At 66.3% G+C, this 25989-nt stretch carries 28 protein-coding genes; 10 read left to right on the forward strand and 18 right to left on the reverse strand.

The genetic code is table 11. The annotated features are described in order from the left end of the window. Window positions 1-8: 8 nt before the first annotated feature. From ACQY72_RS11555 to ACQY72_RS11575, 5 genes are all read right to left on the reverse strand, one after another. The gene (locus ACQY72_RS11555) at window positions 9-1070 is read right to left on the reverse strand and encodes a substrate-binding domain-containing protein (RefSeq protein ID WP_428153698.1); all 1062 of its coding nucleotides are present in this window, start codon (window positions 1068-1070) and stop codon (window positions 9-11) included. Between the two features lie 91 nt (window positions 1071-1161). Beyond that, window positions 1162-1974 (reverse strand): phosphonate ABC transporter, permease protein PhnE, encoded by an 813-nt coding sequence (gene phnE / locus ACQY72_RS11560; RefSeq protein ID WP_428153699.1) that lies wholly within the window; start codon window positions 1972-1974, stop codon window positions 1162-1164. After that, window positions 1971-2996: a phosphate/phosphite/phosphonate ABC transporter substrate-binding protein gene (gene phnD, locus ACQY72_RS11565; RefSeq protein ID WP_428153701.1), complete on the reverse strand. Its 1026-nt coding sequence runs from the start codon at window positions 2994-2996 to the stop codon at window positions 1971-1973. Before phnD ends, phnE begins: the two co-directional genes overlap by 4 nt. After that, window positions 2993-3802, reverse strand: a complete 810-nt coding sequence (phnC, locus tag ACQY72_RS11570) for a phosphonate ABC transporter ATP-binding protein (protein ID WP_428153702.1) — start codon at window positions 3800-3802, stop codon at window positions 2993-2995. Before phnC ends, phnD begins: the two co-directional genes overlap by 4 nt. Before the next feature lie 107 nt (window positions 3803-3909). Continuing rightward, window positions 3910-5139, reverse strand: a complete 1230-nt coding sequence (locus ACQY72_RS11575; protein ID WP_428153703.1) for a DUF2254 domain-containing protein — start codon at window positions 5137-5139, stop codon at window positions 3910-3912. Between the two features lie 240 nt (window positions 5140-5379). On the opposite strand from ACQY72_RS11575, the gene ACQY72_RS11580 reads away from it, so the two are divergent. Genes ACQY72_RS11580 through ACQY72_RS11590 form a run of 3 tightly spaced genes read left to right on the forward strand, consistent with a single transcriptional unit; the run spans window position 5380 to window position 8152 of the window. After that, window positions 5380-6645 (forward strand): type III PLP-dependent enzyme, encoded by a 1266-nt coding sequence (locus ACQY72_RS11580; protein WP_428153705.1) that lies wholly within the window; start codon window positions 5380-5382, stop codon window positions 6643-6645. Between the two features lie 49 nt (window positions 6646-6694). Beyond that, window positions 6695-7069, forward strand: a complete 375-nt coding sequence (locus tag ACQY72_RS11585; protein WP_428153706.1) for a four helix bundle protein — start codon at window positions 6695-6697, stop codon at window positions 7067-7069. Window positions 7070-7111: 42 nt separating this feature from the next. After that, window positions 7112-8152 carry a 1,9-bis(guanidino)-5-aza-nonane synthase gene (locus tag ACQY72_RS11590; protein WP_428153707.1) on the forward strand — a complete coding sequence of 347 codons (1041 nt, stop codon included), beginning with the start codon at window positions 7112-7114 and terminating at the stop codon, window positions 8150-8152. Window positions 8153-8155: 3 nt separating this feature from the next. Here the strand turns inward: ACQY72_RS11590 and ACQY72_RS11595 are convergent, their stop codons facing one another. The 4 genes from ACQY72_RS11595 to ACQY72_RS11610 all read right to left on the reverse strand — a co-directional run bounded on the left by ACQY72_RS11595 (window position 8156) and on the right by ACQY72_RS11610 (window position 12207). Further along, window positions 8156-8572 (reverse strand): endonuclease domain-containing protein, encoded by a 417-nt coding sequence (locus tag ACQY72_RS11595; protein ID WP_428153708.1) that lies wholly within the window; start codon window positions 8570-8572, stop codon window positions 8156-8158. Between the two features lie 61 nt (window positions 8573-8633). Next, the gene (locus tag ACQY72_RS11600; RefSeq protein WP_428153710.1) at window positions 8634-9770 is read right to left on the reverse strand and encodes a CobW family GTP-binding protein; all 1137 of its coding nucleotides are present in this window, start codon (window positions 9768-9770) and stop codon (window positions 8634-8636) included. A gap of 41 nt (window positions 9771-9811) precedes the next feature. After that, the gene (locus tag ACQY72_RS11605) at window positions 9812-10036 is read right to left on the reverse strand and encodes an alkylphosphonate utilization protein (protein WP_159846931.1); all 225 of its coding nucleotides are present in this window, start codon (window positions 10034-10036) and stop codon (window positions 9812-9814) included. A 125-nt stretch (window positions 10037-10161) separates the two neighbouring features. Then, window positions 10162-12207, reverse strand: a complete 2046-nt coding sequence (locus tag ACQY72_RS11610; RefSeq protein WP_428153711.1) for an NAD(+) synthase — start codon at window positions 12205-12207, stop codon at window positions 10162-10164. Between the two features lie 221 nt (window positions 12208-12428). Between ACQY72_RS11610 and pelA the strand changes: the two genes are divergently transcribed. Then, complete coding sequence (gene pelA, locus ACQY72_RS11615) at window positions 12429-13742, forward strand: pectate lyase (RefSeq protein WP_428153712.1); 1314 nt, start codon at window positions 12429-12431, stop codon at window positions 13740-13742. A gap of 81 nt (window positions 13743-13823) precedes the next feature. Here pelA and ACQY72_RS11620 read toward each other — a convergent pair whose 3' ends face one another. The 3 genes from ACQY72_RS11620 to ACQY72_RS11630 form a co-directional block, all read right to left on the reverse strand. Further along, window positions 13824-14093 (reverse strand): hypothetical protein, encoded by a 270-nt coding sequence (locus ACQY72_RS11620; protein WP_428153714.1) that lies wholly within the window; start codon window positions 14091-14093, stop codon window positions 13824-13826. 63 nt (window positions 14094-14156) lie between these two features. Then, window positions 14157-14924, reverse strand: a complete 768-nt coding sequence (map, locus tag ACQY72_RS11625; protein ID WP_428153716.1) for a type I methionyl aminopeptidase — start codon at window positions 14922-14924, stop codon at window positions 14157-14159. Then, the gene (locus ACQY72_RS11630; RefSeq protein ID WP_372691386.1) at window positions 14921-15133 is read right to left on the reverse strand and encodes a ParD-like family protein; all 213 of its coding nucleotides are present in this window, start codon (window positions 15131-15133) and stop codon (window positions 14921-14923) included. The genes map and ACQY72_RS11630 overlap by 4 nt, the downstream gene beginning before the upstream one ends. Before the next feature lie 119 nt (window positions 15134-15252). Here ACQY72_RS11630 and ftsY point away from each other — a divergent pair, with 119 nt between their 5' ends. The 4 genes from ftsY to ACQY72_RS11650 all read left to right on the forward strand — a co-directional run bounded on the left by ftsY (window position 15253) and on the right by ACQY72_RS11650 (window position 18552). Then, entirely contained in the window at window positions 15253-16188 is a 936-nt protein-coding gene (gene ftsY, locus ACQY72_RS11635) for a signal recognition particle-docking protein FtsY (RefSeq protein ID WP_428153718.1), read from the forward strand. Between the two features lies 1 nt (window position 16189). Beyond that, window positions 16190-16810, forward strand: a complete 621-nt coding sequence (locus tag ACQY72_RS11640) for an inner membrane-spanning protein YciB (protein WP_428153719.1) — start codon at window positions 16190-16192, stop codon at window positions 16808-16810. A 98-nt stretch (window positions 16811-16908) separates the two neighbouring features. Then, a complete protein-coding gene (locus ACQY72_RS11645; RefSeq protein ID WP_428153721.1) occupies window positions 16909-17523 on the forward strand; it encodes a MarR family winged helix-turn-helix transcriptional regulator in 615 nt (204 codons plus the stop codon). A 237-nt stretch (window positions 17524-17760) separates the two neighbouring features. Then, on the forward strand, window positions 17761-18552 hold the full coding sequence (locus tag ACQY72_RS11650; protein WP_428153722.1) for a hypothetical protein: 792 nt from the start codon (window positions 17761-17763) through the stop codon (window positions 18550-18552). A 130-nt stretch (window positions 18553-18682) separates the two neighbouring features. On the opposite strand, the gene ACQY72_RS11655 is transcribed toward ACQY72_RS11650, so the two are convergent. From ACQY72_RS11655 to ACQY72_RS11675, 5 genes are all read right to left on the reverse strand, one after another. Then, the gene (locus ACQY72_RS11655; protein ID WP_428153724.1) at window positions 18683-19081 is read right to left on the reverse strand and encodes a phasin family protein; all 399 of its coding nucleotides are present in this window, start codon (window positions 19079-19081) and stop codon (window positions 18683-18685) included. 68 nt (window positions 19082-19149) lie between these two features. Next, window positions 19150-19923: a creatininase family protein gene (locus ACQY72_RS11660; protein WP_428153725.1), complete on the reverse strand. Its 774-nt coding sequence runs from the start codon at window positions 19921-19923 to the stop codon at window positions 19150-19152. Window positions 19924-19972: 49 nt separating this feature from the next. Continuing rightward, window positions 19973-20593 carry a TetR/AcrR family transcriptional regulator gene (locus ACQY72_RS11665; protein WP_428153726.1) on the reverse strand — a complete coding sequence of 207 codons (621 nt, stop codon included), beginning with the start codon at window positions 20591-20593 and terminating at the stop codon, window positions 19973-19975. After that, window positions 20593-22203, reverse strand: coding sequence for a DHA2 family efflux MFS transporter permease subunit (locus ACQY72_RS11670; RefSeq protein ID WP_428153728.1), 1611 nt, complete (start codon window positions 22201-22203; stop codon window positions 20593-20595). The genes ACQY72_RS11665 and ACQY72_RS11670 overlap by 1 nt, the downstream gene beginning before the upstream one ends. Next, complete coding sequence (locus ACQY72_RS11675) at window positions 22200-23306, reverse strand: HlyD family secretion protein (protein WP_428153729.1); 1107 nt, start codon at window positions 23304-23306, stop codon at window positions 22200-22202. The genes ACQY72_RS11670 and ACQY72_RS11675 overlap by 4 nt, the downstream gene beginning before the upstream one ends. Window positions 23307-23440: 134 nt before the next feature. Here ACQY72_RS11675 and ACQY72_RS11680 point away from each other — a divergent pair, with 134 nt between their 5' ends. Both ACQY72_RS11680 and nth read left to right on the forward strand, forming a co-directional pair. After that, on the forward strand, window positions 23441-24742 hold the full coding sequence (locus ACQY72_RS11680) for a flavin monoamine oxidase family protein (protein ID WP_428153730.1): 1302 nt from the start codon (window positions 23441-23443) through the stop codon (window positions 24740-24742). After that, window positions 24739-25482, forward strand: coding sequence for an endonuclease III (gene nth / locus ACQY72_RS11685; RefSeq protein ID WP_428153731.1), 744 nt, complete (start codon window positions 24739-24741; stop codon window positions 25480-25482). Before ACQY72_RS11680 ends, nth begins: the two co-directional genes overlap by 4 nt. Here nth and ACQY72_RS11690 read toward each other — a convergent pair. After that, window positions 25479-25964, reverse strand: coding sequence for a MarR family winged helix-turn-helix transcriptional regulator (locus ACQY72_RS11690; RefSeq protein WP_428153733.1), 486 nt, complete (start codon window positions 25962-25964; stop codon window positions 25479-25481). The genes nth and ACQY72_RS11690 overlap by 4 nt on opposite strands. Window positions 25965-25989: the final 25 nt, after the last annotated feature.

Genomic DNA, 25989 nt, shown 5'->3' on the forward strand with positions numbered 1-25989 from the left:
GTTCCGCCTTACTTGGCGGGGCGCGTCATCGGGGTCATGGCGGCGATGGTCGCGCGCTGGGTCAGCAGTTGATCTTCCGGCAGCGGGATCAGGCCGCGGTCGGCCAGATAGCCGCCCTTGCCGGCCGAACCTTCCGACAGGAACTCCTGCACGAACTGCTGCAGGCCCGGAATGACGCCGATGTGGGCCTTCTTCACATAGATGTAGAGGCTGCGCGACAGCGGGTAGGCGCCGCTGGCGATGGTGTCGGCCGTGGGGGCGACGCCGTCGATGGTCTCGGCCTTCACCGTGTCCAGGTTCTGTTCCAGGAAGGAATAGCCGAACACGCCCAGCGAGCCCGGCGTGCGGGTCAGGGTCTGGACGATGGCGTTGTCGTTCTCACCCGAGTCGATCCAGGCGCCGTCCTCGCGCACGGTGTGGGCGATGCCCTCGAACCGGTCCTTGTCGCCCTCGATCGCCTTGACGGCCGGCACCAGCTTGGCGCCCGGCGTCATGCCCAGCTCCAGGAAGGCGTCGCGCGTGCCCGAGGTGGGCGGCGGGCCATAGACCTGGATGCGCTGGTTCGGCAGGCCGGCGTTGACCTGGTTCCAGGTCTTGGCCGGGTTGGCGACGAAGGTCCCGTTCGGGCCCGGCACTTCCTTGGCCAGGCCTTCGTACAGGTCGTTCAGTTCGAAGTTGAAACCGTTGCCGTTACGGGCCGTGGCGATGACGATGCCGTCGAAGCCGATCTTGATCTCGACGATGTCGGTGACGCCGTTCTTGGCGCACAGGTCGAACTCGGACTGCTTCATCTGACGCGAGGCGTTGGCGATGTCCGGGGTGGTCGGGCCGACGCCCTGGCAGAAGGCCTGAATGCCGCCGCCGGTGCCCAGCGATTCAACGCGGGGCGCCGCGCCGTTGGAGGCGCGGGCGAAGGTCTCGGCGACGCGGGTGGCGAAGGGGAAGACGGTGGACGAGCCGGCCGCCCAGATCCCGGCGCGCGTGCCGGACGACCCGCCGCCGTTGTCGCCACAGGCGGCCAAGGCCAGAAGGGCGGCGGCCGAAGCCGCCAGTTTCAGTGTGCGGATCATCCTTGGCTCTCCCTGAGCATCGATTTCGCGATGCTTAGAGCAGAGGATTATGACAGTCCCGCGAACGGTCTTTCGATGGATCCGTCCGCCGCTACAGCAGGCGACGACGCATGACCTGCGACAGGGTGTCGATCAGGGTCACGGCGACGACCACGACGATCACGATGGCCGACACGGCCCGGAAGTCGAACGCGTTCATGCTGTCGAACAGAACCTGGCCGATGCCGCCCGCGCCGATCAGGCCGAGCACCGTCGCCGAACGACTGTTGGACTCGAAACGATAGAGGGCGAAAGAGGTCCACAGCGGCGCGACCTGAGGCAACACGCCCCAGACGATCTCGTGCAGCTTGCCGGCGCCGGTGGCGCGCACGCCCTCGACGGGGCCCTTGTCGATCGACTCGACGGCTTCGGAGAACAGCTTGGCCAGCACGCCGGCCGTATTCAGGGTGATGGCCAGGACGCCGGCCAGCGGCCCCAGGCCCACGGCGGTCACGAACAGCAGGCCGATGACCAGGTCGGGCACCGACCGCAGCAGGTTCATCACCCAGCGCACCGGGGTCACGATCCAGACGGGGGCGATGTTGCGCGCGGCGGCCAGACCCAGCGGAACGCCCAGGAAGACGGCCAGGAAGGTGCCCCACAGGGCGATCTGCACCGTCTCCCACATCTTGGCGACGAACATCTTCCAGTCGCTGAAGTCGGGGCGCAGCAGGTCGTGCACGAACAACTGGGTGCTCTCGTTGCCCGAGAACAGGCGCGAGATGTTCCGCAGATCGACGGCGTCGATGCTGTAGAGCAGGACGGCTGCGACGCCGCCCCACACCAGAATATCGGCCGCCCACGCCAGGGTGGATTTCTTGGGCGCCTCAGGGATGGAGAGGGCGGGGGACGCGACTGCGGTCAAGGCCGGACCTCACGCAGGCTGCGCAGGCGTTGAAGCTCGCGCTCGGCGGCGGCGGCGGCGGTCGTGTCGCCCTTGGCGCGGGCCTCGCCCAGCTTCTGGTCGGCGATCATCTCGCGAATGGGGTCCAGATAGCGGTCGTCGGCGGCGGCGAAGCGGGAATATTCCAGGTCGGCCAGAACCTTGCGCTGACGCTCGGCCTCGGCGCCTTCGCCCTGGCCATAGGTCAGGAAGAAGCTGCGGATTTTTTCCTTCAACGCCGGGTCCAGGTCCTCGCGCACGACGATGCCGCTCTCGGGGATGGGGGGCGAGGTCCAGATCTCCTCGATCTGGCCGGCCAGCTGTGGGTTCTCGCGGCGCATGAAGACGGTGTTGACGCTGTTGGACGTGGCCACTTCGATCACGCCGGTGGCGACGCCGAAGGCGTTGGCCTGGTGGTTGGCCGAGCGCACGGTCTTGAAGCACTGGGCGGGGACCACGCCGCGCGGATTGAACAGGAAGGTCAGCGGGGCCAGGGTGCCCGACGTCGATTGGGCGTCGCCGATGCCGAAGTTGTACTGCTTGCCGCACGCCAGGACCTTGTCCAGCGTGATGCCCGAGCCCTTCTTGACGATCAGGGTCGATTGATAGCTGTCCAGACCTTCGCGGTTGACGGTGCGGGCGATGACCTCTGCCTTGGCGCGATCGATGGCCTCGACTTCGGGCTTGGCCGAGAACCAGCCGACCTGGGTGTGGTTGCCGCGCATGGCCTCGACCAGAACCGTATAGTTCGAGCCGAAATAGGGTTTCACCGGCACGCCGATGGCCTTGGACATGTCGTCCAGCAGCGGCTGCCACATCGGGCCTGACGAGGCCTGGCCTTCGGCCGACAGGATCGAGAAGGTGATCTCGGTCGGCGCGCCGCCGGCCTTCTTGTCGTCACCGCCGCCACAGGCCGCCAGGCCCATGATCATGACGGCCGCGCCAGCCGCAGCGAACAGGCGGCCAAAAGCCTTGGGTGCGGGGGAAATACGGGACAGGCTCATGCCTTGGTCTCCCAGAACGCGTCCTCGAATTCAGGACCGTAGATTTCGATCAGGCGTTGTTGGTCCAGCGCCGTTGACGGACCGTCATAGACGATCTTGCCGCCCTGCAGGGCGATGACGCGGTCGCAATAGCGGATGGCGTAGTCGACCTGGTGCAGGGTGACGATCACGCCCATGCCGTCGCGCTTGTTCAGCTCGACCAGCAGTTCCATCACCTTGCGCGCGGACACCGGGTCCAGCGAGGCGACGGGTTCGTCGGCCAGGATGGCCTTGGCGCCCTGCACGATGGCACGGGCAATGGCGCCGCGCTGCTGCTGACCGCCCGACAGGGTGTTGGCGCGCTGGGCGGCGTAGTCGGACACGCCGACGCGGTGCAGGGCCGCCATGGCCTTGTCCTTGTCCGCCTGGGGCCAGGCCCCCAGCAGACCCTTCCACGCGGGCAGGCGGCCGAGCGCGCCCAGCATGACGTTGGAGAACAGGCTGAGGCGGCCGACCAGGTTGAACTGCTGGAAGATCATGCCCAGCTTGCCGCGCGCCTTGCGCACGGAACCGGTGACCCGGCCGTCCTTCTGCACCGTCTCGCCGAAGACCTGGATCGTGCCTGCGCCGGCGTCGATCGATTGCAGGCCGGTGATGGAGCGGAGCAGGGTGGACTTGCCCGAACCGGACGGACCGATCAGGGCGACCATTTCGCCGGAGGCCACGGAAATCGAGACGCCGTCCAGCGCCTTTCGCGATCCGAAGGTCTTCGACACGTCGCGCGCCAGGACGAGCCCGGGGGAGACGGCGGCTGCGGATGAACTCATGAACTCGCTAGGAGGCTGTGGCGAAGGGGCGCCGCATGACGCGACGAAGGCGTCTAGGCAAGGCCTTAATCGCACACGGCGTGCGACCTCGTCCATAGCCGACCCATTCAGCGGCCTTCAGCCGCGGCCTCGACCCGTGCGACATCGGCAGGGATTGGCAGGGCTTCGCGGCATCTTTCCAGCGCCTCTTGCGCGAGGGTTTCGATGGCGGGCGTCAGCGCCGGTATCGTTGCAAGCGCCCTTAGGCCTTTTTGCAGTCTGATGGAAACCGCCAGGTCGCCCGCCCCGTAACGCGCGACAGGGCCGAACACGTCGTCCAAAAGGTCGGCGTCGACGATGCCCGGCACGAACAGCCGGTCGCGAACAGGCGTCTGCTTTTGCACCTCCGCATCGCCCGCCCATATGTCGATCAGTCGTACGCCGCTGGATATGACCTGAATCGCGGTTCCAGGATCGTTCACGCCAGGCGACAGGGCTTTGGCTGCGATTTCACCCAGCACGATCAGGCCGAAGCGCGGATCCTGATCGTATGAGCGCGAATCTCCGATCGTGAAGGCGGATCGGAAATCATCCTGGGCACGGTCGTCGCAGGTCGGCAGGCTAATGCGCGCCAACACGCCGCCACGCCGAACGAGTACGCCAGGTGCGGCGATCACCTCGACTTCGCAATCGCGCGCCTCGGCCATCGCCTGAAGCCTTGCGGGATCGACGTTCTGGACATAGCCGGTGGCGTGGGCCCTGACCTCGGCTCCACCTGAAAGCTGTCCCCGCCTGCCCCCAAGAAGCGGAAGGTCTCGGCGCTGGGTCAGGGCGTCGAGCGCATAGCCCTCCACCAGATCGATCATGTGACCGACACGAGCCAGGCTCGACAGCCTGTTGATCCAGGCCAGCAGGCGAAACGCCACCAGCCCCACCATGGCCAGGCTGAACAGGAACAGTATGGCTCGGCCGTTCTGGCCGTAATAGTGGGCGTTGATCGCCGTCACCGCGACGATGGCGTAGAGAAAGGCGCCGACGAAGGTGGCCAGAGACTTCTGCGTCTCCTCGTCGCTGGTCACCAGGGCGGCGACCCGCGGACTGGCTGCTGACGATACGGAGGTATAGGCCGTGACCATGGCCCCGACCGAAAACGTCGCCACGCCCAGCAGGCTGGACGCCAGGATCGTCAGTATGGATTCCACCGACTGGCCGCCCAGTCGCTCGGCCATCTGGGCGGGAACCCACGGCGCCAGGAAGACCGCCAGCAGCGCCGCAGCCACCCCGACGCCCGCATAGGCCGTCGCGCGCACCCACAGCTGGCGTTTCAACTTGCGCCACAAGAATATCCAGCGGTTCATTCACGCCTCCCGGCTGCTCAACGGGAAGGAAAGGCCAAGGTTGCCGCCATGACGGGGTTTCATGGGGTGGACGGACATTTGTGACAGTCGCGCCGTCGTCAAACCCAGGCCCTGCCACGAAAAAACCCCTTTACATGACAGTTCGAAGTCCCCATATCGCGCCTTCCGGCGGACCCCGTAGGTCCTTTCTGCGCCGCTAACGCCGGTCTGGGTTTAACAATTAGCAGGGGGTTACGTGAATTGCGCACGTATCAGCTTCCCCTGGACCTGGTCCGTGAGCGGTCCCCTGAACGTCCCGTCGCCCTCGTGCGACCGCGTTCGGTTTCCGTAGCGGCGCGCTGGTTCCAGGATAATCTAAAGGCCGACGTCTTCTATGCCGTGAAGGCCAATCCGTCGCGTTGGGTCGTCGAGACCCTGATCGAGGCGGGCGTTCGCGGTTTCGACGTGGCGTCCATCGCCGAGATCGAGCTTGTTCGCTCGGTCAGCCATGACGTTCGCCTGGCCTTCATGCACCCGGTCAAGAGCCGGTCTGCGATCACCAAGGCCTATTTCGATCACGGCGTGCGGACATTCTCGCTCGACTGCGTCGATGAGCTGAACAAGATCCTCGACGCCACCGGCGGCGCGGACGACCTGAATCTGATCGTGCGGATGGCCGTCTCGGCCGACGGCGCGGCCTATACGCTTTCGGGCAAGTTCGGCGTTTCGGCGGATCAGGCTCCGGCCCTGCTGATGGAGACGCGCCAGGCGGTCAAGGAAGGCCTGATGGGCGTCTCGTTCCACGTCGGCAGCCAGTGCATGCGTCCGACCGCCTACCAGGCCGCCATGGCCCAGGTCGGCCGTTCGATCAGCCGCGCCGGCGTCATCGTGGACATCGTCGATGTCGGCGGCGGCTTCCCCTCGGTCTATCCGGGCATGGTCCCGCCCGACATGAGCGAATACGCCGACGCCATCCATCGCGGCTTCAACGAGATGCCGGTGTCGGAAACGACCGAGCTGTGGTGCGAGCCCGGCCGGGCGCTGGTCGCTGAATCCTCGTCGATCCTGGCCCGCGTCGATCTGCGCAAGGGCGACGCCCTGTATCTGAACGACGGCTCGTACGGCTCGCTGTTCGACGCGACCCACTCGCGCTGGCCCTTCCCGACCAAGCTGGTCCGGGATGGCGAGGCGGCGAGCGATCTGAAGGCGTTCCAGTTCTACGGCCCGACCTGCGATTCCATCGACCATATGCCAGGCCCGTTCTGGCTGCCGGCCGATGTGCGCGAAGGCGACTTCATCGAGATCGGCATGCTGGGCGCCTATGGCGTTGCGATGTCGACCGGCTTCAACGGCTATGGCGAGCACGATCTCGCCGTGGTCGAGGACGCCCCGATGGCCTCGCTCTACGGCCTGGCCCCGCGCTCCATCCCCACCGTGCGCACTACGGCGGAAGAGAACGCCCGCAAGGTCGTGCGTCTGTCACGTCCCAAGGGTAAGGCCGGTCAGAGGAAGTCGCGCCGGAAGTAGGTCGCTACGCTGATCGTGAGAGGTAATTCGTGAGTCGTGATTGTCAGCCATGACCGACTTGCGAACTCACCGCGATCTCGATGTATGGAAGCTTTCACTTGATTGGGTTGAAGCCGTTTATCGGTGCTCGGCTTCATGGCCGTCTGACGAGCGGTTCGGCCTGATCAGTCAGGTTCGTCGTGCAGCCGTCAGCGTGGCGGCCAATATCGCGGAGGGAGCGGGCCGAAACGGAACGGGCGAATTTGTTCACTTCATCGGCATCGCGCGCGGGTCGCTCGCCGAGGTCGAAACCCATCTCCTCATCGCCTCGCGTCTCGGCTATCTAACGACTGACCATCTCCAGACTTTGCTTGCCGACATGGAGCGGATCGGGCGCATGCTCTCCGGCCTTTCGACACGACTGAAGCAACGCCACAAGACCTGACCGCATTCATCCTGTTCACGCCTTACGATTCACGAGTCACCCATGACCGCCAACACCAAGGCCCAGCTGCTGCAGAATGTCGTCGAGCACGTGGACATCACGTCCTTCGACGCCCGGCCGATCATCGACAGCATGCGCAAGATGTCCTTCAGCTCGCGCGACACCGCCCGCGCCGCCGACATCTTCTCCATGGCCATTGAGGACAAGGACTGCTCGCCCTGGCTGATCCTGGCCGGTTCGACCTCGGCCGGCGGCTGCATGCACGTCTACCGCGACATGGTGAAGTTCGGCATGGTGGACGCGGTCGTCGCCACCGGCGCCTCCATCGTGGACATGGATTTCTTTGAGGCCCTGGGCTTCAAGCACTATCAGGCCGCCGGCGAGGTGGACGACAACGTCCTGCGCGACAACTACATCGACCGGATCTACGACACCTATATCGACGAGGAAGAGCTTCAGGCCTGCGACCACACCATCCTGGAAATCGCCAATCGGCTTGAGCCGCGCGGCTATTCCAGCCGTGAGTTCATCTGGGAGATGGGCAAGTGGCTGAGCGAGGGCAACGCCAAGAAGCCCGGCTCGCTGATCCAGACCGCCTATGAAGAGGGCGTGCCGATCTTCTGCCCGGCCTTCGTCGATAGCTCGGCCGGCTTCGGCTTGGTCAAGCACCAGAAGGAACGCGCGGCCGCCGGTCTGCCCTATCTGATGCTGGACGCCATCGCCGACTTCCGCGAACTGACCGACATCAAGATCGCCGCCGGCGTCACCGGCCTGTTCATGGTCGGCGGCGGCGTGCCCAAGAACTTCGCCCAGGACACGGTCGTCTGCGCCGAAATCCTGGGCGTCGAGGCCGAGATGCACCGCTATGCGGTCCAGATCACCGTCGCTGACGTCCGCGACGGCGCCTGCTCGTCCTCGACGCTGAAAGAGGCGGCGTCGTGGGGCAAGGTCCAGACCACCCACGAACAGATGGTCTTCGCCGAAGCCACCACGGTCGTTCCCCTGATCGGCTCCGACGCCTATCACCGCGGGTCGTGGAAGAACCGCGACAAGCGCCGCTGGAACAAGCTGTTCGGTAAGTAAGGCCTACTCTTTTGGTCCCTTCTCCCCTCGGGGTAGAAGGTGGCCGGCGGAGCCGGTCGGATGAGGGGGCTGTGTCCGCATAGCAGCATGCTGACGTATGGCCTCAGTCACGACCGCCGGATTCTTCGAAAATTCCGTGTTCCTGAATCTCAAGACGGTATAGCCCGCCGCCTCGATTCGAGCATCCCGCGCCGCATCGCGCGCCTCGTGCAGATCATGCACCCCGCCGTCCAGTTCGACGATCAGTCTGATCTCATGACAGGCGAAGTCGGCGATGGCGCCCGCAACCGGCGCCTGCCGTCGAAACTTCAATCCATCCAGCTGTCGGTTACGCAGCATCGACCATAATACGGCCTCCGCCCCCGTCATGTCGGCGCGAAGGCGACGTGACTGTCCGGTGCTTCTCGGCGACTGCCACATCTGTTTCCGGCAGCCCCCTCATCCGGCCTACGGGCCACCTTCTCCCCCGAGGGGAGAAGGATCAAGAGGCCGCGCAGGCCTCGAAGCCCTTGCGCAGTTCGGCCTCGTCCAGATCGCGGCCGATGAAGACCGCGCGGCTCCAGCGGCGTTCGGCGACGCCCCATTCGCGTTGCAGGTCGCCTTCCAGAATCATGTGGACGGCCTGGAAGACTAGGCGGCGGTTCTCGCCCTGGACGTCGATGATGCCCTTGGCGCGCAGGATGTTCTGACCCTGCTCGCCCAGCAGCTTGTCCAGCCAGGCGGTGAATTTGGCGCCGTCCAGCGGTCGGTCCAGCGACAGGGAGATGCCCTTGATGTCGTCCTGGTGGGCGTGCCCGCGCGCCCCGTGTGAATGGTCGTGATCGTGATGATCGTGCCCGTGATCATGGTCATGATCGTGGTGGTCGTGACCGCAGCCCTCGTCGTGGACATGGCCATCCGCGCCGTGCGGTGGGTTCACGAAGTCCGGTCGGACCTCCAGGATCCGGTCCAAGTCGAAGGCGTGCAGGCCCAGCACCTGATCCAGCGGCACGTTCGAGCGTTCGGCGCGCACGATGGGGGCCAGCGGGTTCAACGCCCGCAGACGCGCCTCGACCGCGTCCAACTCCTCTGCCGTCGCCAGATCGACCTTGTTCAGAATGATCCGGTCGGCGAAGGCCACCTGTTCGCGGGCTTCCCTGGAGTCGTCCAGCCGAGCCATCACATGTTTGGCGTCCACCAGGGTGGTGACGCTGTCCAGCTGGGTCTTGGCCTTGACGTCCTCGTCCACGAAGAAGGTCTGGGCTACCGGGCCGGGGTCGGCGAGACCCGTGGTCTCGACGATGATGGCGTCGAAGGCGGGCTTGCCGGGGCGCTGGCGCTTCATCAGGCCGGCGACCACGCGGATCAGGTCGCCGCGCACCGTGCAGCAGACGCAGCCGTTGTTCATTTCGAACACGTCCTCGTCGGCGCCGACCACCAGGTCGTTGTCGATGCCGATCTCGCCGAACTCGTTGACGATGACGGCGTAGCGTTTGCCGTGATCCTCGGTCAGGATCCGGTTCAGCAGCGTCGTCTTGCCCGCGCCGAGATAGCCGGTCAGGACGGTGACGGGGATCTTGCCCCCAGAGCCTTGGGAGGATGCGGCGGTCGAAACGGGGGCGGCGAGGGTGTCGGTCATAGGCCGCTAGATGGCGGCTGCGTCGCCGGATGAAAAGGGGGTCAGGCCTTCTTCACGAACTCGACGCGCAGGACCAGGCCGCGCACCTTGTCCACATTGGCCTCGATCTCGTCGGTGTCGCCGGTCAGGCGGATGTTCTTGACCAGGGTCCCGCGCTTCAGCGTCACCCCGCCCGAACCCTTGACCTTCAGGTCCTTGATCAGGGTCACGCTGTCGCCGTCGGCCAGGATATTGCCGTTGGAATCTTTGGTCACGTCGTCGGTCATGGCGAAGCTTCTAGCGAGCCAGCCTATCTGCGTCATCAAATATCCGTGCGCTGCGTGTGGATATAAGCGCTGTCGCGGGCTCAAGTAGCGCGAAGCGCGATAGCCCGAACAAGGAACCGACGCCGTCAGGCGTCGGGCACGTTCGCGTCCAGTTCGTCCAGCCACGCCCGCGCATTGCCGTCCGACGGGGCGCGCCAGTCGCCGCGCGGGGACAGGGAGCCGCCGGTCACCACCTTCGGCCCGTTCGGCAGGGCCGAGCGCTTGAACTGGGCGGTCTGGAAGAAGCGCACCAAGAACTTCCTCAGCCAGCCCTTGATCGTCGCCAGATCGTATTGGACCTTTTCGTCCTCGGGGGTGTTCGCCGGCCAGTCGCCCGCGTCCGCATCGCCCCAGGCCTGGTGCGCCAGGAAGGCGACCTTGGATGGCTTCAGCCCGAAGCGGCTGATGTAGAACAGGAAGAAGTCGTTCAGCGCATAGGGGCCGACCGTCCCCTCGGTGGACTGGATCACACCGTCCTTGGCCGGCACCAGTTCGGGCGAGATCTCGGTATCCAGAATGGCGTGCAGGGTCTCGCGTGCCTCGCCGCCGATCAGGTCGCCGGCCGCCACCCATCGGATGAGGTGGCGGATCAGCGTCTTCGCCACCCCGCCATTGACGTTGTAGTGGCTCATATGGTCGCCGACGCCGTATGTGGCCCAGCCTAGGGCCAGTTCCGACAGGTCGCCGGTGCCCAGGACGAAGGCCCTGTTCTGGTTCGCCAGCCGGAACAGATAGTCGGTCCGCAAACCCGCCTGCACGTTCTCGAAGGTGATGTCGTGCACCGGCTGACCCTCGGCGTAGGGATGGCCGATGTCCTTGAACATCTGTTCGGCGGCGGGGCGGATGTCGATTTCGGCCCCCGTCACGCCCAACGCATTCATCAGCGCCCAGGCGTTGGACTTGGTCCCGTCCGAGGTGGCGAAGCCCGGCATGGTGAAGCCCAGGATCTGGGTCCTCGGCAGGTCCAGCCGGTCGAAGGCGCGACAGGCGACCAGCAGGGCCTGGGTTGAATCCAGCCCGCCGGACACGCCGATCACCAACGACTTCGCCCCCGTCGCCGTCATCCGGCGCATCAGGCCCTGGACCTGGATGTTGAAGGCCTCGTAGCAGTCCTGATCCAGCCGCCCGGCGTCGTCGGGCACGAAGGGGAACCGGTCCAACGGCCGGATCAGCTCGCTGGCCTCATGGTCCTCGCGCGCCATGAAGGGCACGACCGTCGCTGGCTCGCCTTCGACGCGGGCGCATTCGGCGAAGGTGCCGTTCCGCAGCCGGTCCAGCCCGATCCGGTCCACATCGACGTCGGCGAGGGTCAGATGGTTCTCCAGGGCGAACCGCTCGCCCTCGGCCAGCTTGGAGCCCAGCTCATGGATGGTCGCCTGACCGTCCCAGGCCAGGTCGGTGGTGCTCTCGCCCCAGCCCGAGGCGGTGAAGACATAGGCCGACAGGGTGCGGGCCGAATGGCTGGCGCTGAGCATGGCGCGCTCGTCGGCCTTGCCGATGACGATGTTAGACGCCGACAGATTCAGCAGGATCCGCGCCCCCGCCAGGGCCGCGCGGGTCGAGGGGGGCAGGGGCGCCCAATAGTCCTCGCAGATCTCGACCGCGAAGACGAAGCCCGGCCGGTTCACCGCCTCGAACAGCAGGCCCGGCGCGAAATCCACCGTCTCGCCGTTCAGCAGGATCACGTCCTCGCTGCGGGCCGTCGCCGGCGCGAACCAGCGTTTCTCGTAATATTCCCGGTAGTTGGGCAGATAGGTCTTGGGCACGACCCCCAGCACCTCGCCCGCGCCCATCACCACCGCACAGTTATAGAGGGCGTCGCCGTTGCGGATCGGCGCTCCGATCACGGCGACCAGATCGCTGTCGCCCGTCGCCTGCGCAATGACCGCGATCTGCCGCTCGACTTCCTCCAGCAAGGCCGCCTGCATATGCAGGTCGTCGATGGCATAGGCCGACAGCGACAGCTCGGGAAACACCATCAGGTCCACGCCCTGTTCGCCCGCCTGACGGATCAGGGCGACGTGCTCCTCCGCATTCGCCTTTGGATCGCCGACATGGCTGATCGGCGTCGCGGCCGCCACGCGCACGAAGCCGTGCGTCTTGGGCGAGAAGAAGGAGGGGGCATCAACCATCGGATCGTCCGCTGCATCCGGCGCGCGCCGGTCGTCGCCCTTCATATAGGGCGGAAAGGTGAAGGGCGAGAATCCGTCGTTCGACCGGATCGATCATGGAGACGAGATGGAGGTTCGATCAAATCCGCCATCGCCACCTTGCGCACCAGATTTCAATATGTAGAGTGCGCTGCAAATAATGGGACTGGCGCGCAAGCCGGACCGTATCCAGGAAACGCCCCATGAGACATGCCCTCGCCGCCTCGGTCCTGACCCTCGTTCTGGCCGCCGGTCTCACCGTCGGCGCGGCCCAGGCCGAGGTCATTCGCGCCAACACCCCGGCGGTGGGCCTGACCATCGACCGGATCGGCGCCCTGCCGGATGCGGAGCGCGGCGCCTGGGCGGACTATCTGGCGCGGTCCCAGGTCGCCCATCAAGCGGATCGCGCGGCCCTCGCCGCCGAACTGCCGGCCGGCGCGACCCCGCCTCCGCCGCCGTTGGCCATTCGCGGCAACAGTTCGCACATGCCGCTGGATCGCCCCGCCGCCTGGTATGGCACGGCCGAAGCCCGCGCCGTCGCCGACGCCGTCGTCACCTTCCAGACACCCTCCGGCGGCTGGAGCAAGAACCAGGACCGCTCCATCGCCCGCCTGCCGGGCCAGCGTTTCTCCAACGACGCCGAGACGATGGAGCAGAACCCGGCCAACTTTGACGCCCCCGCCGACCGGTTCTGGACCTTCGTCGGCACCCTGGACAACAACTCGACCTGGACCGAGATGCGCTATCTGGCCAAGGTCGCGGCCCGGACGCCGGGCGCCCAAGGCGACGCCTGGCGCGCCAGCGTGATCAAGGGCGTCCACTATCTGCTGAACGCCCAGTATCCGAACGGCGGCTGGCCCCAGATCTGGCCGCTGGAGGGCGGCTTCCACGATTCCATCACCTTCAACGACAATGCCGTGGCCGAGGCGGCCATGATCTTGCGCGACGTATCCAGGGGCGCGGAAGGCTTCGACTTCGTCCCCGCCGAACTGAAGGTCCGCGCTGGCGAGGCGACCAGGAAGGCCATCGACGTCACCCTGGCCGCCCAGGTCAGACAAAAAGACGAGAATGGGGCCGACCGCCTGCTGGGCTGGCCGCAACAGGTCGAGCCGATGCGTCTCGTTCCCACCAGCGCCCGCAACTACGAACCCCGCTCGATCGCCAGCGGCGAAACGACGGACATCCTGATCTTCCTGATGGGCGAACCCGATCCGTCGCCTGAAATCCAGGCCGCCATTCGCGGCGGCGTCGCCTGGCTGGAGGCGAACCGCACCTACGACAAGTCGTTCGAGATGACCGATGACGGCCGAAAGCTGATCGACAAGCCCGGCGCCGGCCCGATCTGGTCACGCAACTACGACCCGGTCACCGGCCGCCCGATCTTCGGCGACAAGGACCAGACCATCCACGACGACGTCAACGGCATCTCCGTCGGCCGCCGCAACGGCTATTCCTGGTGGCTCGCCCAGCCCCAAACGGCGCTGGATGCTTACACGGCGTGGTCGGTGGGTCGGTGACGTTGCCTGTCATCGATAGATAGGTGACATCAAGTTGGCGAAAGGGACTGATGGGAGCAGTCCTAATGGAGCTCCGCTTCATCAGTTAATGACGAGATCGAGCCCAAAGGAAATGACGGCGACAATTAATGAGACGCGTGACGTGATGATGCAGCTCCACGTAATCGGCCACTTCACCTGGTTTCGTTTCACGCTGAAAAATCGCGTCATCTGAGCCGGCGCCCACCACCTGCTCAAGAAAGTGTCGCCCTTCCAGACAGGCTCCAGAACTACGGCGACCATGCCGCTGATGATGTAGGCGAACAGAGATGTGACCGTGACGGCCATGAAGGGGAAGTGGCTGAGTTCCATGTTGCGATGACTGTCGCTTGGACTACCCGAGACCACAATAGCGACGATTCCGGGCCGCTCGTCTCACCCCGCCCGCTTCTCGTCCGGCCTCAGGGTCAGCACCCGCACGCCGTCCTTCGTCACCGCAACCGTGTGTTCGAACTGGGCCGACAGTTTTCCGTCGTCGGTGACCACGGTCCAGCCGTCGTCCTCGGTGTGGACCGTGCGGACGCCCTGGTTCAGCATCGGTTCGATGGTGAAGGTCATGCCTTCGCGCAGGGTCGCGCCGGTCCCCGCCTTGCCGAAATGCAGCACTTGCGGGTCTTCGTGCATCTCGCGCCCGATGCCATGGCCGCAATAGTCGCGCACCACCGAATAGCCCGCCTTGCGGGCATGTTTCTCGATGGCGAAACCGATATCGCCCAGCTTGGAGCCCGGCCGCACGGCCTGGATGCCCTTCCACATCGCCTCATAGGTGGTGCGGACCAGGCGGCGCGCCTGTGGTCCCACCGATCCGATCAGATAGGTCTTGGAGGAATCGGCGATGAAGCCGTCCTTCTCCAGGGTGATGTCCAGGTTGACGATGTCGCCGTCCGTCAGCACCTCGTCCGCTGACGGCACGCCGTGGCAGACGACCTGGTTCCGCGAACTGTTCAGCACGAAGCCATAGCCGTATTGGCCCTTGCTGGCCGGCCGCGCCTTCAGCTTATCGACGATGAAGGCCTCGACCCGGTCGTTGATCTCCAGCGTGCTCAGGCCCTCTAGCGTCATCCCGTCCAGATGGGTGAAGACGCAGGCCAGCAGCCGCCCCGCCTCGGCCATCAGCTCGATCTCAGGCGGCGTCTTGATCACGCGGCGGCGTCCGTCAGCACTGGTGAATCTACGCCCGCCGCCCTCAGCTCGCGCGCCACCAGCTCCTGAAACGTCACGCCCGGATGGGTCTCGCACAACATGCCGATCCTGATCCAGAACGCCGCCTGGGCGTTGATCGAGCGATAGGACGCCTTTGCGGCCCGGCGCAGCTGCTCGTGCAGTTCGTCCTCGATGTTGACGATGCCCATTGGGTTGTCTCGACTATATGAAACGTATGTGATGCGTATAATCTGCCGGCGATCCGATGCAAGCGCCTCTTTTTGCGAATGCGGATGACGTTCGCCTTCACCCCCGCTAAAGCCATCCCATGACCGACACGCCGAAAAAGGGCTGGTTCCAGCGCCTGTCCGCTGGGCTCTCGCGCTCCTCCAAACAGATGACCGATCAGGTCGTCGCCACCTTCGTCAAGGAGCCCCTGTCCGAGGCCTCGCTGGAGCAGCTGGAAGAGCATCTGCTGGAAAGCGATCTCGGCCCCGCCGCCTCCGCCCGCATCGTCGAACGCTTCCGCACGCTCAAGTTCGGCAAGGACGCCCAGGAGCATGAGGTCAAGGAGGCGCTGGCCGACGCCGTCGCCGCCGAACTGTCGCCGCGTCAGGCGACCTTCGATCCGCTGAGCGGTCCCAAACCCTATGTCGTCCTGTTCGTCGGGGTGAACGGTTCGGGCAAGACCACGACCCTGGGCAAGATCGCCGCCGACCTGACGGGCAAGGGCGCCAAGGTGATGATCGTCGCCGGCGACACCTTCCGCGCCGCCGCCCGCGAACAGCTCAAGGTCTGGTCCGAACGCGCCGGCGCCCATTTCGAGAGCCGGAGGGACGGCGCCGACGCCGCCGGCCTGGCCTTCGACGCCTATACCAAGGCCAAGGCGGAAGGCTTCGACGTCGTCCTGATCGACACCGCCGGCCGGCTTCAGAACAAGTCCGCCCTGATGGACGAACTGCTCAAGATCGTGCGGGTGCTGAAGAAGATCGATCCCGAGGCGCCGCACGACACCCTGCTGGTGCTTGACGCCACGGTGGGCAGGAACGCCCTGGCCCAGGAACAGATCTTCGGTCGCACCGCCTTCGTCACCGGCATCGTCATGACCAAGCTGGACGGCACCGCGCGTGGCGGGGTGCTGGTGCCCGTGGCCCAGGCGTCCGACGCCCCCCTGATGCTGATCGGCGTGGGTGAGAGCGTCGAGGATCTGCAGCCGTTCGACGCGCGCGCCTTCTCCCGCTCGCTGGTGGGACTGGAAGACTGACATGACCGAGACACCGCGCAAGGCCTCCAGCATCCGCCAGGCCGTCGATTTCGGCGCCCTGCTGGCCTTCATGGCCGCCTACGCCGTCAACCGTTTCGCACGCGGCCTGGACGGGCAGGAGGCGCTGGTTCAGGCGACCTGGGTGCTGGTCGGGGCTTCGGCCATCGCGCTGATCGTCGGCTATGCGGTGGAACGGCGACTGGCGCCCCTGCCGCTACTCACGGGCGGCTTCGCCCTGATCTTCGGCGTCCTGACCATCGTGTTCCACGACCCGAACCTGTTGAAGATCAAGCTGTCGATCCAGAACGGTCTTCTGGCGGTCGTGCTGCTGGGTTCGCTGCCGTTGGGCCGCTATCCCTTCAAATATCTGCTGGGCGACGCCATCAAGATCACCGACCTGGGCTGGCGCGGCCTGACCCTGCGCTATGGCCTCTATTTCGCAGCCGTCTGCATCGTCAACGAGATCGTCTGGCGCACTCAGTCGGACGACACATGGGTCGCCTTCCGCGGCGGCCTGTGGATCGCCTCGGCCGTTTTCGGCGTCTGGCAGGTCTTCTTCATCATGAAGCACATGATCAAGGACGAGGAGCCTGCGCCCGTCTCTCCCGATCCTGGGCTTTAGGGCGCAAGCGGAACTGTCACGGAACCGACGCGCTTTTCCCGTCAAATCGTAAAGCATAGCTGATACGTGTTCGGACGAAACTTAAGGGGAGTGGTGCGATGGTGAAGGCTGGAAAAGCGGCAAGGAAGGTCGGGCCGTTGGCGACCTCGCCCAGCCATCTGATGCACCGCGCGCTGCAACTGGCGCTCGACATCTATGCCGAAGAGACCGGCGCCGACGGCCTGACCCAGCGCCAGTTCGCTGTGCTGGAGGCGGTGTCGATCAAGGCCGGTCTGACCCAGACCGAACTGGTCCGCATGACCGGCATCGACCGCTCGACCCTGGCCGATCTGGTCACCCGCATGACGGCCAAGGGCCTGCTGGAGCGGGAACGCTCGACCCTGGACGCCCGCGCCAAGGCCGTTCGTCTATCCACGGAAGGGGCCGCACGTCTGGAAGCCGCCCGTCCGCTGGTGGACGCCGCCGACAAGCGGATCATGGCCCTGCTGCCCAAGGGCCAACGCGAAACCTTCCTGGCTCAGCTGGCCGAGCTGGCCGCCGCCGCAGACGCCGCCCCCGACGCCGCCAAGGCCGAGGCCAAGGCCGCCAAGAAGGCGCTGAAGGCGGTCGAAAAAGAAGCCAAGAAGGCCGAGAAGGCCGCCAAGAAGGCCGACCGCCCGGCCAAACCCGCCAAGGTCAAGAAGCCCAAGCTCAAGGTCGTCGAGACGGCCTGAGACTGGCCGCTTCATCCAGCCCTTCCCAGCAGTGATGATTTTGAAGGTTCGGTTGTCGGCGCGATCTTGAAGACGATTCACGATCCTTTGCGGACGTTCCATGCAATCGATCCGTGACGGGGTGTGCAGCTTGTTTCATGAAGCGCTCGGCAAGCGCCTTCAGTGGCCGGTTGATTAGTCGCCCTACCGGCCAGCTGAGGCTATAGTGACGCAAAATCTAGGAGGGTGCGCGTTATGATGGAACTGCTGTTCGCGATGGCCCTCACAGCGCAAGAGCCCGAGCGGACCCTGCCGCTGGCGGACGTCAAACAAGCCGATCCTCTGGTGCTGGCGCCCAAGGTGCTGCCACCTGAGACGGCGGAGCGGATCACCGGGGGATGGGTGAGACGCTACTGGGTCCCGGGGCAGGTTTACCGGGCGCTGTTCTGGGAAAAGTCCCGGCCCGAGCGAGACGGAATCTGCGCCCGGCGGGTGCATGTGGTCTCGGCTGGCAATCCAAGCGCGCCCGGCAATCCTGACGATCCGCAGACCGTATTGACCGTCAGCGACCTGGGTTCGGGGGTGCAGTATGGGCCGTCCTATCCCGAGCCGGCGACTGAGGTGCGGTGCGCCGAGTTGACCGGCTATATTGGCGGGTCCGAGGGGCAGATAGACAGCCAACTGGCGACGCTCGGCCGGCTGGCCGAGGCGATGCGGCTGGCGGCCGGGACGGATGAGCTGCCGTTCGCCCTCGATTGTGATCCGCAGGAGTCGGCCACGGCCTGTGACGATCCAAGGCGCGCCTTGGCGAATCTGCCCTTGGGCAAGCTGCTGAGGGTTCAGCCAAGCCGACCCCTGCCGCCGCGCGACGCCTCGACGCCACCGGGACCGCGGCTGTTCGTGCAGGCGGACGCTCCCCGGAACTGGAAGGCCGCCGAGGTCGAGTTCGACACCTCGGGGCATGGCGCTAGGTCTTGGATCGTGATCGTGACCGGCGATGAGCAGGTCGAAACCGTGCGGCTTCGGTCGGCGATGATAATCCGTCACTGACTCGGTCGTTCGCCAGATCACTTCTGGGCGCGGGCTAGGACCTGAGCCGGCGCCAAGGTCCGCTACCCACCCCTTTGCGGACCATAAGCGTGTCCGCTTGCGGCGCCCGCGCTCAGCATTACCGTAGGCGCTAGCTCTTCTTGCGCAGCCGCTTCGCGTTGGCCGTCGCCGTCTTGTGGATGGGGGCCATGGCCTCGACCTGGGCCTTCATCAGTTCGCCGTTGAGGGTCATGGCCTGGGCCGCCGCCCGGCTCCACCAGCCCATCGCATAGCTGAACTGGGCTTCGGCCGCCTTGGCCGGGGTGCGCGCCTGGGTGACCGCCGCCGCCGCCCGCAAAGCATGGGCGCCCTCGTCCATCGCCGCCCGTCCCAGCCGCTGGCCTATGGCCCCGGCGCTGGCGGCCATGGCGTCGGCCGAGGCGGACAGGGCCTCGGTCTTCTCCGAACTCATCAGCGACAGCTCCTTCAGGTCCTGACCCTTGGCGCTGGTCAGGCCCTGGGCCATCAGGCCGGTGCGGGCCGCGATCACCTCGGCCGATGCGGCCAGAAGCTCGGCGCCGACGATGGCCGCGTTGGCGGCGGTGGGGGTCTTGCGGGTCAGTGAGGACCTCCAGGTTGGGTCTCTGCGGCGAAGGCCGCGATATCGCTCAACAGGGCGGGGATCGCCGCGTCGATGATCTGCCGGCCCTTCTCAGGACTGGCCTGGGCCGGGTCCGAGCCGATGCGGCCGTCGGGGAAGCGGGCGCGATAGTCCAGGGCGTCGCGGATCGGGCCGTTGGGTGCGATCTTGGGCGAATACTCAGCCGTCTTGATCCGGTCGGGATAGGCGGCCTGCGTCACCGCGATCTCTGACGGGGTGGCGTGCATCCCGTGGCCGGTCGGGAACAGGCGGTTGCACAACCCATGCACGCCGGGCAGATCCCACCAGTTCTTCAGCTTAAGAATGAACGGCGGTTGATCCTCGACGAAACTCCACTCGGCGTAGATCTCAGAGATGGTCGCCTCGATGGTGGCGACATTGCCGCCGTGTCCGTTCAGGAAATAGATTCGTTCGAACCCGTGCCGGCTCAGCGACGACACCCAGTCCGTGATCGCGGCCATGAAGGTCGAGGGGCGCAAGCTGATGGTGCCGGCGAAGGCCAGATGGTGCTGGGCCATGCCGATGTTGAAGGTCGGAGCCACGATCAGGTTGCCGTCGGCCTTCTCGGCCGCATGGGCGATGATCTCGGGGCACAGCCAGTCGGTGCCCAGAAGGCCCGTCGGCCCGTGCTGCTCGTTGGAGCCGATGGGCACGACCACCGTCTTCGACAACGGACCGCCGTCGTTCAGCCGGGCGTCGATCTCGGGCCAGGACGACAGATGGATCAGCATTGCGACACTCTCAGGCTAGGAAAACACCAGCGCTTCTAACGCGGCGGGGTCAAGAAGTCTTCGCCATGGACGGACGCGGAGCATGGGCGACGACGAAGATCCGGGCCGCCTCCCTGGCCCGCGCGGCGCGCTTCTCGGGCGCCAGTTGAGGCACGTCCAGCATGGCGCGCAGGTGTCCGTGTCCCAGCACCAGCCCCGAGAACATCTCGGCCGCCTCCTCGGGATCGGCGACGGTCAGCCGGCCTAGCCGCGACTGTTCCGCCAGCCACAGCGCCACCTCCTTCAGGCTGCGACGCGGGCCGGCCTCATAGATGGCGTGGGCGATCTCGGGCGCCTCGACCGACACCAGGGCCACGCCGCGCATGGAGCCGACCTTGTCGGCGCTGCACACCCGGTTCAGCAGGGTCAGGGCCAAGGTCTCCAGCACCGTCTGCGGATCGCCGGTCCCTCGCAGGGGCGCGACGATGTCCTCGACCCGCTTCGACGCCAGGGCCTGGGCGATCTCCAGCTTGGAGGCGAAGCGGTTGTAGACCGTCTGTTTCGAGACACCGGCCAGTTTGGCGATCTCGTCCATCTTGGCCTGCAGTCCCTTGTCGGCGAACAGGGTCGCGGCGGCGTCCAGGATCGCCTCGCTCTTTCGTTCGTCGACCTGCCCACGACGGCGCGCCATCAGTGGACGTCCGAGGGCGGCGCGCCCGCCTGGGCCTTCACCGGCTGGGCCGCCAGGGTGACGAAGGCCGCGCCGGCGCAGAGGAGGCCCAGCAAGGCGAAGGCGTCGCCGAACGCCATCGTCGTCGCCTGCCGTTGCAGAATGCCATAGACCGCCTTCATCGCCGAGGCGGCCGGGTCGATGGAGCCGGAGAACCGCAACGCCATTCCCGCCAGCATCTGCCGCATCGCCTGATCGCCTTCACTGATTGCGCTGGTCAGTTCGGCCATGTGCAGGGCGGTGTTGGTGGTCAGGCTGGTGTTCAGGATCGCCAGGCCGAAGGCGCCGCCGACGTTGCGCGCCAGATTGACCAGGCCTGAGGCGTTCTTGACCATGTGCGGCGGCAGGGTCGCCATCGTCACCTGTTGCGAGGCGATCATGGCCAGCATGACGCCCACGCCCCGGAAAGCCTGGACCGAGGCGAATTCCCAAAAGCCCCAGTTCTGGGTGACGACCCGCGCCTCCCACATGCCCCAGGCGCACAGCATGAAGCCGCCGAACATCAGGATGCGCGCATCCATCTTGCGCACCAGTCGCCCTGCGAACGGTGCGGTGGCGAACATGGCCAGCCCGGACACGACCATGGTGGTGCCCACCTCCGACGAGGAATAGTGCAGCACCCGGCCCAGGAACAACGGCAACAGGAAGGTGCCGCCGAACAGGGCGAAACCGACGATGAAGGTCATGATGAAGCCGACCAGGAAGTTGCGGTTGCCGAACGCGCGCAACTCCACGATCGGCTGGCGATAGGTCAGGGACCGCCAGATGAAGACCGGCCCGGCGACGGCCGCGACCACCGCCAGAAGCAGGATATGGGTGTCGTCGAACCAGTCGTTCTTGGCCCCTTCCTCCAGCACGAACTGCATCGACATCAGGAAGGCGGCCATGAAGCCCAGGCCCAACCAGTCGAACCCTTTCGCCAGCGTCGGATCGCCCTTGTCGAAGTTGCCGTACCGCCCGACAAGAAACAGCACCAGCAGACCTGGCCCGACATTGATGAAGAACAGCCAGCGCCAGCTCAGCCACTCGGTCAGGTGTCCGCCCAGCGTCGGGCCGACGGTCGGCGCCAGGGTTACGATCAGGCCCATGACCACGCTGGCCGTGACCCGCTTGTCCGGCGGAAAGGCGGTGAAGGCGACGGCGAAGACGGTCGGGATCATGGCCCCGCCGACGAAGCCCTGAATGGCGCGGAACAGGATCATCATGTCGATGGACGACGACAAGCCCGTGGCGATGCTCATCAGCACAAAGCCGGCGCACGAGGCCAGGAACAGGCGCTGCGTCCCCCACAGCCGCGACAGGAAGCCCGACAGCGGGATCATGACCACTTCGGGGATCAGATAGGCCGTCTGAATCCAGCTGATCTCGTCAGCCGAGGCGCCGACGCCGGCCTGGATCTGGGGCAGGGAAGCGGCGACGATCTGGATGTCCAGAATGGCCATGAACTGGCCCACGACCATCCCGGCGAAGCCGAGCAGCAGCATGGTCCAATTGATTTCGGGATGACCGGCGACGGGGCCCTTGGGCGCGGCAGGGGCCCCGCCATCTGCGGCGGGGGCGGCGGTTGTCACTGGCCTGCGGCTCCCGGGGCGGCGGAGGAGGGGGCGGCCCCGATCGCGGCCTCGCCGAAGCTCTGGCCGCCCTGGCTCTTCAGGTCGATCTTGACGTCCACCGACAGGCCGGGACGCAGGGCCAGACTGCGGTCGGCGCCGCTGACCACGATCCGCACCGGCACGCGCTGGGTGATCTTGGTGAAGTTGCCGGTGGCGTTCTCGACCGGGATCAGGGCGAACTCGGATCCGGTGGCGGGGGCGAAGCTGTCGACCCGGCCCTCGATCTTGCGGCCGGGGAAGGCGTCGGCCGAAATCTCGACGGTCTGGCCCAGACGCACCTTGTCCAGCTGCGTCTCCTTGAAGTTGGCGACGATATAGGTCTGGGTCAGGGGCACGATGGACAGCAGCTGGGTGCCGGCGTTGACATACTGGCCGGCGCGGACGCTGCGGGCGCCGACGACGCCGGCGGCGGGGGCGCGGATGACGGTGCGCTCCAGGGCGATTCGGGCCTGATCGACGACGGCGCGGGCCTGTTCGACGGCGGCGACGCTCTGCTGGCGGGTCGAGCCCAGCACCCCGGCGGTGCGTTGTTCAGCGACCAGGGCGGCCTGGGCCTGCTGCACGCCGGCGGATGCGGTGGCGGCCGAGGCGCGTTCGGTCTGGATACGCTGCTGCGAGACCCAGCCCTGTTCGGCCAGCTTGCCGTAGCGATCAACCTCGGCGCGGGCCAGACCGGCCTGGGCGTTCGCCTGGGTCACGGCGGCGGCGCGGGCGGCGATGGTCGCCTGTTCCTGCTCGGCCTGGGCGTCGACATGGCCGACGGAGGCGATGGCGGCCGCCAGATTGGCCTCGGCCTGGGCCAGTTCGGCCTTCTGATCGGAATCGTCCAGCTTGACCAGGATCTGCCCCGCCTCGACCCGCTGGTTGTCGCCGACCAGAACCTCGGTCACACGCCCGGACAGTTGCGGGCTGACCAAGGTCGTGTCCGCCTGGACGAAGGCGTTGTCGGTGGTCTCCCACCGCTGGCCGTTCACCCACCAGATGACGCCCCCCACGATCAGGGCGAGGCCGACGATGACCGCCGCGAACAGCGGCAGGCGTTTCTTGAGTTCAGGCGACATTGGACATCCGGGGAGGGTGCGACGTTTTGAAGCGGCGCTAAAATGGACCCCGCCGTCCAAAAATCAATGTCCAATCGTGCGAATGTTTGAACGCTTCCACGGCGGCGGGGGATTTCGTGTATCTTTCCCGCTGCATGACCGATCTCCCCAAGGCCTCGAATCCGCTTCCGTCACAGGTTGATGTCGTCGTGATCGGCGCCGGCGCGGCCGGGATCGCCGCCGCGCGTCGCCTGATGCGGCCGGATCTGTCGATCCTGATCCTTGAGGCCCGCGAGCGGATCGGCGGGCGCGCCTGGACGCTCAGGGCCGAGGGCGAAGGGTTGGACATGGGCTGCGGCTGGCTGCACTCGGCCGACGACAATGTTCTGGCCGGGCGGGTCGAGGCCGAGGGGCTGACGCTGGACCAGACCCCGCCGCCCTGGCGCACCCAGGCCTTCGACCACGAGATGACCCGCGCGGATCAGGCCGAGTTCGGCGAGGCCTTCGCCGCCTTCGACCAGCGCGTCACCGAGGCGGCCGCTAGGGGCGAGGACCGCCCGGCGTCGGATTTCTTCGATCCCGACAGCCGCTGGAATGCGCGGATGGACGCCATCTCCGGCGCCCTGAACGGCGCCCGCTTCGCCGAGGTCTCCAGCCTCGATTACGACGCCTATGGCGACACCGGCGTGAACTGGCGGGTGCGCGAGGGCTATGGCCGCCTGATCGCGCGGCTGGGCGAGGCCGTTTCGTCGGTCACGGTGACGGACTGCGCCGTGCGGCGGATCGACCGTTCCGAGCCCCTGCTGCGGCTGGAAACCAACCGCGGCGAACTGACTGCGCAAGTCGTGATCTTGACCGTGCCCAACAGTCTGATCGCCAGCGAGACCGTCCGCATCGACCCGCCCGTCCCCTTCCTGCTGGAGGCGACGGCGGGCGTGCCCCTGGGTCTGGCGTCCAAGGTGCATATGACGATGCGCGGCGCGGGCGATTTCCAGCCCGACACCCAGCTTTGGACCCGCACCGATACGGCCGAGACGGGCGGCTATCACCTGCGGCCATTCGGGCGTCCGATGATCGAGGCCTATTTCGGCGCCGACCTGGCCTGGGGGCTGGAGGCGCAGGGTCCGGCCGCCCTGTTCGACTTCGCCCTATCCGAACTGGTCGCGGCCTTGGGTTCGGACATGCGCAGACGGCTGGAGGCGGTCGCGGTCAGCGGATGGGGCGTCGATCCCTGGTCGCGCGGCGCCTATTCCCACGCCCTGCCGGGCCATGCGGCGGACCGAGCCAAGCTGCGCACCTCGGTCGAGGACCGGATATTCCTGGCCGGCGAGGCGACGGCGCCGGTCTATTACGGCACGGCGCACGGCGCCTGGATGGAGGGGCGCCGCGCGGCCGATGCCGCCCTGACGGCCCTGGGTCTTGACCCGCGTCGCAGCGACGGCGACAGCGAGGCATGAAGCCCGCCAAGGCCAAGAAACCTGCTGCAAAGCCCGCCAAACGCCCGTCCATCATGACTGGCGCGTCCATTCCCGTGCTGCGCTGGCCGCCCGACGAGGACCGGGTCGAGACCATCTTCGAACGCCTTGCCGGCGTCATGCCCGACCCCAGGACCGAGCTGAACTTCTCCAACCCCTACACCCTGGTCGTCGCCGTCGCCCTGTCGGCCCAGGCCACGGACGTATCGGTGAACAAAGCGACCGACCGACTGTTTAAGGTCGCGGACACGCCGGAAAAGATGCTGGCCCTGGGGGAAGAGGGGCTTGTCCCCTACATCGCCTCCATCGGCCTTTATCGCGGCAAGGCCAGGAACGTCATCGCCCTGAGCCGCATCGTGCTGGAGCAGCATGGGGGCGAGGTCCCGCTGAACCGCGCCGATCTTCAGGCCCTGCCCGGCGTGGGGCGCAAGACCGCTTCGGTCGTGCTGAACGAACTGGGGATCGAGGCGGCCATCGCCGTCGACACCCATGTTTTCCGTGTCTCGCACCGGCTGGGCCTGGCCAGCGCCGCAACGCCGGACAAGGTGGAGGCCCAATTGTTCAAGGTCGTGCCGGAAGATTGGCTGCCCAAGGCGCACCACTGGCTGATCCTGCACGGCCGCTACACATGCACGGCCAGAAAGCCCAAATGCCTGTCATGCCTCATCGCTGACCTGTGTCCCTCGCGAGCGGGGCTGCTGGCGCTGGGCGAGGCCGGCTAGCTGCCGGGTGCGTCGGGGCTGTGCGTCAGTTTCGCCGCTACGGCGTCCAGCACCCTGAGGGCTGCGGTCATGTCGTCGTCTGACAAGCCCTCGAACACCCGCTGACGCATGGCGGCGGCATGAACCTCGAACGCCTCCATTTCCGCACGGCCTGCCGGCTCCATCACGATCAGCCATGATCGCCCGTCGCCCATCATACGACGCCGACTGACCATGCCGTCCCGTTCCAGCCTCTGGACCAGCCGGGTCAGGGAGGCGCCGGACAGCTCCATCCTGCTCGACAGTTCGGAAAGCGTAAGCCCCTTGGGCTGATCGACGAGGTAATAAAGGACGAGAGTCGGGGCGCCCGTGTGCCCGGCGTCTCGAAACATCTCGGCGACCCACGATTTCCATCGTCGTGCGGTCAACATGACCTGCAAGGCCACCTTCAGCTGCAGCGTCTCGCGCGAAATATCGAGCGAAGAGGATTTGATATTGGGCAACTCGACCTCATCAGGCCGTCTAGCG

Origin of the sequence: Brevundimonas sp., assembly GCF_965279155.1 — a bacterium.
GTDB lineage: Bacteria > Pseudomonadota > Alphaproteobacteria > Caulobacterales > Caulobacteraceae > Brevundimonas.